We start from the raw sequence: 12436 nt of genomic DNA, 5'->3' as shown, positions 1-12436 counted from the left end.
CGCCCCGGGGGTGGGCGCGTCGAAGCCCAGGTGCGATCCGAGAGACGAGGTGACGTCCGGATGTCCCAAACCAAGGCAGAAGCAGCGGTGATGCAGCAGACTGCCGCGAAGTTCGAGCAGGTGGACCAGTCGTTGCAGTCCATGCTGACCGGCCTGCTGGCCGAGCTGGAGGTGTTGCAGCAGGCCTGGCGTGGCGCTGGTGGCCGATCGTTCGAGCAGGTCAAGCAGCAGTGGTCACAGGACCAGGCGGCGCTGCACCGCGCGCTGCGCGAGACCGCCGGTGCGATCCGCACCGCCGGTCGGCAGTACCACGCGTCCGACGACGAGGTCGCCAGCCGGGTGGCCGGCACCAACCGCGGCGGCATCCAGTTGCCGCTCTGATCCCGCTGGGGAGGGAATCCGATGGACCATGGTGTGCTGGTCGTCAACTTCGCCGCGCTGCAGCAGGCCGGCGCTGACATTCAGAAGGCGTTGAACACCCTCGACGCGCAACTCGGCCAACTCGAACGCGACGCCGCCCCGCTGGTGGCGAGCTGGACGGGCGAGGCGCGGCAGGCCTACGAGCAGCGGCAGGCGCGGTGGCGTTCGGCCTCGCAGGACCTGCAGGGGATGCTGCGTGACATCAGGTTGGCGGTGAACGACTCCGCCACCGATTACCTGGACACCGAGAAGAAGAACACCGGGCTGTTCCAGTGAGCGATGTGGGCCGGGAGCGCTGACCGTGTCCGGGTCAGCGCTCCGCCCGCAGCCGGCCGGAGGTCGGGGTCGTGCGGGCTCAGGCCGTGTGCGGGCGGGCTCGGGCCGTGTGCGGGCGGGCTCGGGCCGTGTGCGGGCAAGCTCAGGCCGTGCGCGGGCAAGCTCGGGCCGTGCGCGGGCGCGGGCTGGGTCAGGCAGGGCCGGCCGGGCGCCAGCGTCGGCGGGCGCCGCGGGGCACCACCAGGGCGAACAGCGCCACGGTGACCGCCGTGATGCCGGCCACCGCGCCGACCAGCAGGGCTCGGTCCCGTGCGGCGGCCCGGCGGGCCTGGTGGGCGAGCTGCGCCGGGTCGGCCCGATCGTCGCCGAGCGCGGCGACCGGCCGCGCGCCGGCCGCACGGCCGCCGCTGGTCTCGGTGACCGCCCGGTAGGGGTTCAACACTCCAGCGCCGTATGCGCCGCCCCGGCCCGCGCCCGGAGCTGGATCGGCGGTGGCGATGATCCGCTCCGCCACCTGGGCGGCGGTCAGCTCCGGCCGGTATTCCCGCAGCAACGCGGCGGTGGCGGCCACGAAGGGCGCCGCGTAACTGGTGCCTTCGACCCGATGGTGGCCGGCACCGGGTGCGGCGGTAAGCACCTCGCTGCCCGGGGCCACGAGGTCGACGTACGGGCCGGTCTGCGAGAACGTCGCCCGCCCGCCGTCCGCCCCGATCGCGCCAACGCCGAGCACCCCGTCGTAGCCGGCGGGGAACGGTCGGGGGTCCCCGCTGCCGTGCAGGTTGCCGGCGGCGGCCACCAGCACCACGTCCCGGTCGACCGCGTACCGCACGGCCGAACGAACCTCCGGGTCGTCCGCGTACAGCACCACGGACAGGTTCACCACGTCGGCGTCATGGTCGACGGCCCACCGGATGGCCCGGGCGAACTCGTCGGCGCTGACCGTACGCCCCGACTCCCGCCCCTGCACCACCTGCTGCTCACTCACCCGCACCGGCAGGATTCGGGCACCCGGTGCCAGGCCGCGGAAGGCGACGTCGGGGCGGGGTGCCGCGACGATGATGCTCGCCACACCCGTGCCGTGCCCGGCGCAGTCCCGACCGCCGTCCCCGCCGGGGTCGAGCAGGTCGGCACCGGCCAGCACCCGCCCAACCAACTGCGGGTGCACCCGGTCCACCCCGGAGTCGACCACCGCGACGGTCACCCCGGCGCCGGTGGCCAGCGGCGCGAGCCGCGCCGGGTCGTACCGTTGCTGTGGCCAGGGCTTGGCCGCGACCGGCCGGACGGGGGCGAGTGCTGTCGCGCAGGCCGGTGCCGCCCGGAGCCCGGCGGTGGCGGCGACGGTCGGAAGGGCCGGTACGGTCAACAGGCTGGCGGCCAGACCTGCGAGGACCGGGCGCGTGAGCGATCGGGACATCGACACCCTCCGTATCGTGTCGGCTCCGGAACGGGATGTTATCCCCTCCTCCACGCCCTGGCTGACCGCCGGCGGCCAGCCATTGTGATCTTGGTACCACCTTGTAGGTTGTACGCGATACCTGTGGCCTGTTCTCGGAAGGGGAGGTGGCCGTGACCGCATGGGAGCCGGCCACGGAGGCCGAGGTGGCGATGCGCGATGCGCTGCGCGCCAACGACCAGGAGCTCTACTTCCGGCTTCTGTCCCGCACCGATGTGCTGCTGCCGGTCTCCGCGCCGACGCAGCCCGGCCAGCCACCGGCCGGATGGGGCACCTGGACCACCGGCGGCCGGACCCACGTGCTGGCCTTCACCTCCGCCGCCGCCCTGCGGGCCTGCCTCGGCGATCACGCCGGCAGCAATCGACGCATCCCCTTCGCCGATCTCGCGGCCAGTTGGCCCAACCACGAGTGGTGGCTCGCCGTCAATCCGGGCCTGCCGGTCGAGGGTTACCTGCCGGCCTGGTTCGTGTCGCAGCTGTCCCGAGGCGACGTGCGACTGCCCGGCCGCGCCATGGGTGCCCGCGCTCGTCTCGAGCGGGCCGAGACGTTGGCTCGCACCCGGCCCGGCGTGCCGCCGCGGGACGCCGCGCCAGCCGCTGGATCGCCTCCGGTGACGGCGGCGGCCTCTTCCGGGCCCGAGAGTGCTCCGCTCACACCCCGAAGGCCGGCGCGGAGCCCGGCCCCTCGGGTGGGTGCCCCGCCGGTGCCGGGTCCGGCGCCCCGGCCACCCGTCCCCGCCGAGCCGCCGCGCCGAGGGGGCGAGGAGGGCCTGCCCGCCGCCGGTCAGCGGCACCCGACCGAGCCGCCCCGGCCCGCGCCGGGCAACGGAGCGCTGCCCCGCACCGGCCGTCCGTCCCGGTTCACCCCGTTGGCTACCGCCGGCCCCACCACCGACCAGGCCGGGCCGGGCGTGGGCTGGCCGGCAGCGACCCGGCCGGGCGACGTCGACGGCCCCGCCCCGGGTAACGGCAACGGTGGCCCCCAGGCCGCGCCTCGGCGTTCCTTCTTCGACCCCAGCCCGGCCCGCGACCCGGCCGCGAGCGGGGGACGCCCCGGTGAGCGGGCGGCCCCGCCGACCCGGTTCGGGCGAGGCAGCCAGCCCTTCCCTCGCCGCCGCCCGGCCGACGCGCCGTCCGACGAGACCGCGACGCGGGCCTTTCCGATGGCGGCGGACCCGGCAGCCACCCAGCCGATACGACGGCCGGAGGGCGGCCTCGGCGCGTCCCGCCGGATGGACGCGCCGCCATCATCCGGCGAGGAGATCACCCAGCCGCTGCCGCCGCGCCGGCACAACCCGCTGGCCGAGGAGCCCACCCGCGCGTTCCGGATGACCGGTGAGCCTCCCCTGGCCGGTGCGCCTGGGCGGCCATCGGCGGAGGAGACGCAGGCGATTCCCCAGGACCGGGCGGGCCGGTTCGACCCGGCGGAGGATCTGCCGGTGTCCGTCGCGGAACCGGTCTCCGGGCCGCCCGCGCCGCGCCGCGGCTTCACGCCCATCGTCATCGAGGGCACCATCATCGAGTCCCGCGACCTCACCGACCCGGTCGAGAGCAGCGCGCCGGTCGACGCGCCCCGGCGGCCCAGCCCCGCCGAGGCCGCCCCGCCACCGTTCGGCTCGCCACCCCCCGGTCCGGGCCTGTTCGGTCCGTCGTCACCCAGCCCCGCCGAGGCCGCCCCGCCACCGTTCGGCTCGACGCCCTCCGACCCGGACCTGTTCGGTCCGTCGTCCTTCGGTTCCACCCCATCCGGGCCCGCGTCGTTCAGCCCCGGTCAGCCCGCCGCGAGCCCGTCCGCCCCGCACGCCGTGATTCCGACAGAGGCCGGCGCTGCCGGCGGTGGCCTGGGCGACACCCGAATCGACGGCCGCGTCGACGCCCCGCTCCGTGACGACCGCGCCGACAGTGCTGTTTCGTCGGCCGGGCCGGCCGGTACGGACCAGGCCAGCGGCGAGGGCAGCGGCGCGAGCGTGATCGCGGACGACGTTGCGCACCCGCCGGCCGACGAGCCGCCGCCGGTCGAGTTCGAGCCGGCCAACACGGTCGAGGAGGACCTGCTCAGCGCCGCCGGCTCCGGCAGCACCGACACCTTCCTGTCCACCCTGCTGCTGGCCCGGGTGCTGCTGCCGGCGGCACCGGAGTCGGTGCCGGGAAGCCGCCCGGGAGATCCCGGCTTCGTCTGGCGGACGGGGCAGCTCGACGGCGAGACGTACGTGGTGGTCTACACCTCGTCGGAGCGCCTCGCCGACCATGCCGAGGGCGACGTCGACACGGTCCGGGTGAAGTTCGCCCAACTGATCCGGCGCTGGCCCGACGAGGACTGGTCGTTCGCCGTCAACCCGGGCACGCCGGTGGGTGCCAAGTTGCCCGGCGAGCAGATCGTCGCGTTGGCCAACTGGGCCGCCGAGGTGGGGCTCGGTGACGACCTGGAAGTGGACCAGGTGGAAGCGCCCGCCGTGGCCGAACCCGCCGCCCGTCCCCGGTACGCCCCCGCGGCGGTCGACCCGACCCGGCCGACGGTCATGCAGAAAGCGATCGCCCCCAGCCAGCTCGCGTACTACCTGGATCGTGGGTACGACCGGGTGTCCGGGTTCGTGCACCGGGCCGGTGAGCTGTCCCACCTGACCACACCGGCACAGCTGCACGAGGCGCTGGGCCTCAGCTACCCCGGCTCGCCGTTCGCCCCGGACGCCGAGGAGATCTACGTGCTGCGCTGGCCGGCGCACCGGCCGAGCCTCTACCGCATCCCGTACGGCGGCCAGAACGAGCCGGCGATGCGGGCCATGGAGGGCTGGGTCATCGAACGTCCGCCGTTCCGGGGCAACGGCTTCGCCCCGGGTGAGAGCAGCGACGTGGTGGCGGAGTTCAAGGTGGACAGCGCACGGCTGCCGCACGGCGCCCAACTCTGGCGCATCGGCGCGGACGGCAGCGAGCGGGTGGTCGCGGAGCTGGACACCGACTCGGTCACCTGGCGACGGGTCGGGGAGGCGTGATGCGCGACGGCTACGTGGCCCGTTGGCAGGGCCGGGAATACCAGGCCAGCCCGGACGGCGACGACATCCGCCTCTACCAGCCCGAGCCGGGCGAGGGCTTCGAGGAGGTCCGCGCGGGCCGCTACGTCCGGGTGCTGCCGGCGAGCGAGATCGAGGATCTGGCGTACGTGCGGACCACCTGCACCTGGAAGGGGCAGCCGTTCATCGTGCTCGGCGAGCACGACGCCTGGCTGCGGGTGGAGTACACGGGCGGTCGTTGGCCGGTGGCCGAGGCGATGCGGCTGGAGGTCTTCGACTTCGGCGTCTACCAGGGTTGGGCGCCGGCCGCGGAGGTCACCGACCTACGGGAGCAGCGGGTCTGACCGGTCAGGTCTTCGCCCACCGCAGGATTTCACCGAGCACCAGCTCCGGTGCCTCCAGGTGCGGGAAGTGCCCCACCCCGTCCAGCAGTCGCCACTCGTACGGGGCTACGACGTACCGGCCGGAGCCCAGCGCGGTGCGGGGCAGGGAGGCGGTGTCCAGGGCGCCGTGCAGTTGCAGGGTCGGAGTGGACAGCGGCTTCTGCATCAGCCGGACGAACCGGTAGCCGTGCAGTCGCAGCAGCGAGCGGAACGCCCAGCGGTAACCCTCCAGCGCGCAGAACGCGGCCTGCGGGATGCACATCGCCTCCCGGCACCGCTCGGCGTACGCCTCGAAGTCCGGCCCGGCCACCCACTGTGGGCCGCCCCAGCGGCGCATGATCTCGCCGACGGCCGCAGCCCCATCACGGGTCAGGACGTGCTCGTAGCGGGGTAGCTGGAACTTCAACGCCGGGGTGGAGGCGGTGAACTGTCCGCGCGGGTCGGCGAAGATGGCGGCGCGCAGTCGCAGCGGGTGCGGCGCCCCCAGCACGACGAGCCGGCGAACCAGGGACGGGTGGAACGAGGCCACCGTCCAGGCCACCATGCCACCGAGTCCGCTGCCGACGATCGTCGCGGATCGTTCGCCGAGCGCGCGGATCAGTCCGGCGATGTCGGCGGCGAGGGTGTAGCCGTCGTACCCCCGGGGTGGTTTGTCGCTGGCGCCGTAGCCGCGTAGGTCGACGGCGACCGCCCGGAAGCCGGCGTCGGCGATCGCCGGCAGCATCTGGTGCCAGGCCCACCAGTGCTCTGGGAAGCCGTGCAGGAAGAGCACCATCGGCCCGGTGCCGCCCTCGACCACGTGGAACCGGCTGCCGTTGGCGCCGACGAAACGGTGCGTCCACGGCCCCTCGGTGAGGACACAGGACTCGTCGACGGCCCCGCCGCGCTGGTCGGTCATGGCAGACAGCCTAGGACCCGGTTGCCGCAGGCGACCCTGGCGGTCGCTTTGAACAGGGGAAAGCCCCGGGTTGCCCCGGACCAGGACCAGGGGCACCGGGTGGACTGTCAGTGGAGAAAGCCGTTCCGGGGCATCCGGGAGGTGGCGCACAAAGCGCGACGCCCGGGCAGATGACCTGCCCGGGCGTCGCTGGTTGGTGCGGGATCAGTGGTCAGCTGACCCGGATCTTCATCGAGGTGCCGTCCTGCTCCAGAACCTTGATCTTGACACCGGTAGCGGGGAGCTTGACGCCGTGGTTCGGCAGCTCCTCGTAGAAGTACTTCTTGGTGTCGTCGAACAGCGGCTCAGCGGCCTGGCCACGGATGTACTGCGGCTGGCTGTTGAGGTGCAGGGTGAACGAGTCGGCCTTCTTCAGGCTGAACGGTGCGTCGTACACCTGGACGCGGGCCCGCCACGGATCCCCGGTGAGGTTGTAGATCGGGCGCGGGTGCGCGTCGATGTACAGGTTGCGACCCTCACCCGGGTGACCACCCGGGTTGGACTCCGACGCCGGGGCGGTGTTGTTGTCCGAGAAGCGGGTGTTCCAGTACGAGATGAGCAGGCCCTCCTGGTACGCGTAGTGGTCCACCCAGTCCGGGCGGGTGTTCGCGTAGCCGAAGAAGTACGGGCCGGTCTTCAGGTACTTGTCGTACGAGACGTACGACCGGTTGCCGGCGATGTAGAAGTTGTCGAACAGCCGGGTGTAGGTCGCCCCGACCACCTGGAACTTCTCCAACGCCCAGCCGGCGTCGGTCTCGGCGCCGTCGCTGAGCACGGTCTGACCGTCGGCGGTCACGGTGATCGCGTCACCGAAGAAGCCGCCCTCGGAGACGCCACCGTCGGTGACGTAGTGCAGGCGAACCTGGGCCACCTTGCCGGCGACCGAGGTCAGCGGGATGTTGATGTCGGCCCAGGTGCCCTTGCTGGTGCCGGCGAGGGCCGGACGGCCCGCGCCGTCGACGCCGATCGGCGTGCCGTTGACGGTGCCGTCCAGGTCGATCCAGGTCTTACCGCCGTCAGTGGACGCCTCGAAGTAGAGGTAGTCGTAGCCGGCCTCGATGCTGTACTTGCCCTTGAGCGACATCGCCGCTGCGGACTTGCCGGTGAGGTCGAACGTCCTCGTCATCTTGCTGTCGAGGTCGTCCTCATTGCCGGAGAAGTACTGCTTGGCGCCCTCGAACGGCGCGCCGTAGTTGAACGTGTACTCCCGCTGTGGGAGCACGACCACGGCGGCCTGAGCCTTGTCCGAGTTGTACTCCTGCGGCCCCAGCTCCAGCGAGCGCTTCTGCCCCGCCACGATCACCTCGTAGTCGAGCCAACCGAGCTGGAGCTTGTTCCACGCGCCGAGGTCGCCGCCCCGGTCGCCGATGCCGACGTCGTTCTTGGCGCCGAGCCGGCTCTGGGCCATCAGGGTCCAGTGCTCGTTGCTGTTGTCCGCCGGTCCGTAGTCGTCCGGCAGGCCCAGGTCGTGCCCGTACTCGTGGTAGAAGACGCTGCGGCCGCCGTTTTCCGGCTGGATCGTGTAGTCGCGGATCCAGACGCCGGTGTTGCCGATCTGGGTGCCGCCGATCGGGAAGTTCGGCGGGCCGACGGGCGAGCTGTTGAACGCCGACCAGCGGTGGCTCCAGATCGCGTCCTCACCCTGCTGCGGGTCACCGTCGGCCTGGTCGCCGCCGGAGTGGACGATCTGGAAGTGGTCGATGTAGCCGTCCGACTCGTTGAAGTCGCCGTCGCCGTCGAAGTCGAACCGGTCCCACTGGTCGAAGGACTTCATCTCGGTGGCGATCTGGGCGTCCGTCCGACCCTTGGCCTTCTGGTCGGCGACCCACTGGTTGGCGGCGTCGGCGATCAGGTTCCAGGTGTTCGGGCAGACGTTGTCGGCGCAGACGGCCCGGTCATCCTGCGGGTCCGGCTCCTGGCCGGGCTCCGGGTCCGGGATCGGGTCGTCGGAGCGACCGTAGCGGGCCTCGTTGTACCGGACCTTGACCCAGTCGGTCACCTCACCGTCGACGGTGTAGCGACCCGAGGACTGGGCCTCGTAGTACTGCTTGAGCGACTCGTCGCCCGGGTTGGTGCCGAAGTAGAGCTGGCGGAAGTGCTCCGGGCTGAAGTCCGGCTGCCAGATGGTGGAGTTGTCCACGGCCCGGTTGGGCTCGGGGATCTTGTTGTGCAGCGGACCCTCGAACGTCGTCGGTCCGGCGATGTCCGGGTTCATGTCCTTGTCCGGGTAGGACGGGTGCCGCTCGTCCCCGAACTCGGCCAGGATCACGAAGATCTTGTCGGTCCGCTCGCGCTTGAGCTCGACGTACTGGTCCTTGGTCTGCTTTGCGCCAGCGGTGGTGCGGGCGTTGGCGCCCAGTCCGGCCGCCTTGGCGACCTCGCCGACCTTGACGACAGTGCTTCCGTTGCGCTCGATCGGCTTGCTCCGACCGCTCAGCACGTCGCTGAGCCCCTGCTCACGCAGTGCGCGGCGCTTCTCCTCGAGCTTGTCGGGGAGTTCATCCTTCAGCGCCTGTGGTTCGGCAGCGGCCGGTGCTGCGGCCGGCAGTTTGGGCTGAGGCGCCGCCGAGGCGGACGGGCCGAAAGCCAGGCCTGTCGCCGTCAGTGAGAGCCCGAGCAGACCCACTGCGACTTTGCGCACGTGGTACCTCCGGTTTGAGGGAACCGGCCCAACGGGGTACGGGCCGGTGGGAGATCGATCCCACTAGTGGGACCATTGGTGAACATAGTTACTGGCGGGACGGGTGGGAAGACGAACGCGTCGATTTGTTGCAAGATTTTGTTGGGAATGCTTTTCACCGTCACACCCCGCCGGTTCATCAGCCGCGCTGACCAGCGCGGCACCGGGCGCCAACGTATACAACGACATTTCTCGATCAAGCCGATCGCACATACGACAGTGGGGCCGGCAGCGTCTCCGCCACCGGCCCCACCGTCAGTTCCCGATCCGTGAAACCGTTACTTCTTGGCCGGGGTCACGTAGATCATGGCCGACGAGTTGTCCCCGGCAGCCTTCTTGATCGTCAGCGAGACGCCGTAGTTCACGCCCTGGTCGCCGGGGTTGCCGGTGCCCAGCACGATCGCGCCACCGCCCAGGGTCACGCCGTAGAACTCCGGCGCCGGGCTGCCGTCCGGGTTGGTGACCCGGGTGGTGTACGGCGCGTTGTCGCGCGACGGCAGGACCACCGACGCGTCGTTGTCCCGGGCGTAGGCAGCGCCATCACGCATCTCGATGCCCGGGTAGTAGCCCTTGGCGTCGGTGAACGCCTTCACCGGCGGGAGCCCCTTGAACTTCGTGCAGTACGCGCTGTACGGCTCGTCCGCCGCCTCCAGGCACTCGGTGAACGGGTACGTCCGCTGCAACGTGAAGGCCGCGTTCGACGACTGCGGACGGCTGGGCAGGTTGTCCGTCACCGACGGGTCCTTCACGGCCGCCTCACCGGTGCGCCGCAACGGGTCGAAGTGCGAGTCGACGATGAGCAACCCGCCCTTCGCGCCGTAGCTGGGCAGCGCGGTCATCTGCCCGGTGACGTGGTTGACGTCGCCGAGCGCGGTGTCCCGGTACCAGACCAGCATGCCCGGAGCGTTGTAGGAGATCCGGTCGACCTTCCACGCCTCGTGCGAGTAGATGGTGTCGTAGGCGTACTTCAGGCCCTTGTCGAAGCCGTCGAAGTTGCGCCACTCCGCGAGGTAGTACTGGGCGTGCACCTCGGTGCCGCTGGAGACCTTCCAGCCCTCACCGGTGGTGTCGACGAACGTGCCGCCGGTGGCCGTCCAGCCGTTGGCGCCGCCCTCGACGTCGTCACTCCAGGTGGTGGCGCCGCCGCCGGTGACCGAGAAGTCGTCGACGAACCAGTTGCGCTCCTCGAACGCCTCGTCGGTGGCCAGGCGCAGCCGCACCTGGACCGTCGTGCCGGCGTACACCGACAGGTCGACGTAGTCGTGCCGCCAGCCGTCGGTGCTGCCGGTCAGGCCGTACTTCTTGCCGCCGAAGTCGTTCATGCGGCCGTTCGGGTCCGGGTAGCCGTCCGGCGTGGTGACCACCGTGCCGCCCTCGTCGTACACCTTCTGCTCGGTCCAGGTCGTACCGCCGTCGGTGGAGAGCTCGACGAAGCCGTAGTCCCAGTCCTCCTCGATGATGTAGTTGTTCCACATCCAGAACTTCGAGTCGGCCGCCGCCGGCACGTCGACCGAGCGGCTCAGCTTGACGTCGGCCCACTCCTGGTCGTTGTTGCTGTGCCACATCTTGGTGCCGCTGTGCGGGGTGGCCAGCGTCGTCACCTTGTCCGGCAGGTCGACCTTGATGCCGTCCTCGGAGTCGATCGGGGTGCGTGAGGTCTGGCCGAGCTTCACCTCGCGCGGGTTCGACCCGGGGCGGATGGTCAGCGGGTCGGCCCAACCGAGCACCCACTTGTCCCAGATGCCCATGTGCGTCGGCAGCGCCTGGAAGATCTCACCCGAGTGCGAGCCCGAGGCCATCAGGTCCCAGAAGTCCACGTCGGAGTCGGCGTTGCCGGACGTGTCGTAGAGGTCCGGCAGACCCAGGTCGTGGCCGAACTCGTGGGCGAAGACGCCGACGCCGGCGTCCTCCGGCTGCACGATGTAGTTCGACGCCTTCAGGTTGGTGCCCGGGATGGTGTAACCACCGGCGACAGTGGAGGAGTGCGCCCACACGGCGTACACGCCCTCGGCGCCGCCGCCGCGGGACTTGCCCTGGCCGGCGTGCACCAGCACGAGGTGGTCGATCACGCCGTCCGGCTCGAAGACGTTGCCGTCACCGTCGCGGTCGGCCTGGTCCTCGATGTCGTAGTCGGCCCACGGGAAGTTCGGGTCCTTCGCGACGAGCGCGTCGATCGCGTCGGTCGCCAGGCGGCCCGCGCCGGCCGGGTTGTCCGGGTGGCCGTTCATCGACTGCTCACGGCCGGGAACCCACGCGCCGGTTTCGTCCTGGAAGCAGCGGTTGGCCGCGTACCAGCCCTCCGAGTGCGGCACGGTGATCCACGGGCTGGCCTGCCCGTCCACCGTGTACGCGTTCTTGGACATCTCCAGGTACATGTTGTGCATGGTGCGACCGGACAGGTCGATGCCCTTCTTGCCGTCCGGGCCCTTCAGGTCCGTGCGGACCCGCTCGGTGATGCCCTTCTTGCTGTAGAGCATCTTGTTGTAGTGCTGCGGCGAGAAGTCCGGCACCCACATCGAGTTGTTGTCCTCGTGGGGCAGGCGCGCCGGGTCTGGGATCTTGTTGTGCTTCGGGCCGTTCTGGACCGTGCCGGGGACGCAGGTGCGGTCCTCGAACACCGTCTTGGGGACCATCACACCGGTGAAGTCGTCGTTGGCCTTGTCGTTGAACTCCACCAGCAGCGTCAGCAGCTTCGCCGTCTGGGTGGTCGGGGCCTTCTTGAACTTGCGGGGGTTCTGACCCGTCTTCAGCGACTTGGCCTCGTCCTTGGCCAGCTGCCGTGCGGTCACCGGATTGCCCCGGGCGTGCTTGCGGTCGAACGCGCGCGCGGACTCCGCGGCAGGGGTGTAGATGCCACCCTTGCCCTTCACCTCACGGCCGGTGGTGTCCGGCTGCACCTCGGGCTCGGCGTAGTTGATGTAGTGCTCGTCGGCGCCGATCACCGCCTGGGGGGTGCCGGACGGCGACTGGGCCGCCGCACTGCCACTCACGGTCAGTGACGTGGCCGCGAGGGCGATGGCGGGCAGTGCGACGAGTAGTCGTCGCCGCGCCCTGGACTGCGGTTTGTGGTTCATGCCGCTCCGTTTCTCGGGCATGGGGAGGAGGACGTTGGATTGGCCGACCATCGATGTGATGCATGTCGAACTCTTCCAACCTGCGTGAACCTAGAGCACAACCGGCCGAAAGGACAGAGGTGGCCTGTGCCTGTGCCCGTTCAGCTTCTCCCGACTCCCCCGACCGACCGATGTGACAGTGCCGAGGCGGCACGACCCGTACCCG

8 protein-coding genes are annotated in these 12436 nt (G+C 71.0%); 4 read left to right on the top strand and 4 right to left on the bottom strand.

All coding sequences use genetic code 11. The features are described from left to right. The first annotated feature begins 60 nt into the window (after positions 1-60). The gene (locus ACIA47_RS08570) at positions 61-381 is read left to right on the top strand and encodes a WXG100 family type VII secretion target (protein WP_091395516.1); all 321 of its coding nucleotides are present in this window, start codon (positions 61-63) and stop codon (positions 379-381) included. A gap of 21 nt (positions 382-402) precedes the next feature. Next, on the top strand, positions 403-696 hold the full coding sequence (locus ACIA47_RS08565) for a WXG100 family type VII secretion target (protein ID WP_112585712.1): 294 nt from the start codon (positions 403-405) through the stop codon (positions 694-696). Between the two features lie 190 nt (positions 697-886). Here ACIA47_RS08565 and mycP read toward each other — a convergent pair whose 3' ends face one another. Continuing rightward, positions 887-2110: a type VII secretion-associated serine protease mycosin gene (gene mycP, locus ACIA47_RS08560; RefSeq protein ID WP_396706587.1), complete on the bottom strand. Its 1224-nt coding sequence runs from the start codon at positions 2108-2110 to the stop codon at positions 887-889. 152 nt (positions 2111-2262) lie between these two features. Between mycP and ACIA47_RS08555 the strand changes: the two genes are divergently transcribed. Both ACIA47_RS08555 and ACIA47_RS08550 read left to right on the top strand, forming a co-directional pair. Next, the gene (locus ACIA47_RS08555) at positions 2263-5139 is read left to right on the top strand and encodes an SseB family protein (protein WP_396706585.1); all 2877 of its coding nucleotides are present in this window, start codon (positions 2263-2265) and stop codon (positions 5137-5139) included. After that, complete coding sequence (locus tag ACIA47_RS08550) at positions 5136-5501, top strand: hypothetical protein (RefSeq protein WP_030334177.1); 366 nt, start codon at positions 5136-5138, stop codon at positions 5499-5501. Before ACIA47_RS08555 ends, ACIA47_RS08550 begins: the two co-directional genes overlap by 4 nt. 4 nt (positions 5502-5505) lie before the next feature. Here the strand turns inward: ACIA47_RS08550 and ACIA47_RS08545 are convergent, their stop codons facing one another. From ACIA47_RS08545 to ACIA47_RS08535, 3 genes are all read right to left on the bottom strand, one after another. Next, positions 5506-6438: an alpha/beta fold hydrolase gene (locus tag ACIA47_RS08545; RefSeq protein WP_112638703.1), complete on the bottom strand. Its 933-nt coding sequence runs from the start codon at positions 6436-6438 to the stop codon at positions 5506-5508. 211 nt (positions 6439-6649) lie between these two features. Next, positions 6650-9103, bottom strand: coding sequence for an immune inhibitor A domain-containing protein (locus tag ACIA47_RS08540; RefSeq protein WP_396707330.1), 2454 nt, complete (start codon positions 9101-9103; stop codon positions 6650-6652). Positions 9104-9435: 332 nt separating this feature from the next. Then, the gene (locus ACIA47_RS08535; RefSeq protein WP_396706582.1) at positions 9436-12231 is read right to left on the bottom strand and encodes an immune inhibitor A domain-containing protein; all 2796 of its coding nucleotides are present in this window, start codon (positions 12229-12231) and stop codon (positions 9436-9438) included. Positions 12232-12436 lie beyond the last annotated feature (205 nt).

Origin of the sequence: Micromonospora sp. NPDC051227, assembly GCF_044455385.1 — a bacterium.
Classification (GTDB): domain Bacteria; phylum Actinomycetota; class Actinomycetes; order Mycobacteriales; family Micromonosporaceae; genus Micromonospora.
The sequence above is the reverse complement of the archived record's forward strand: the minus strand, read 5'-3'. Positions and strand labels throughout refer to the sequence as shown.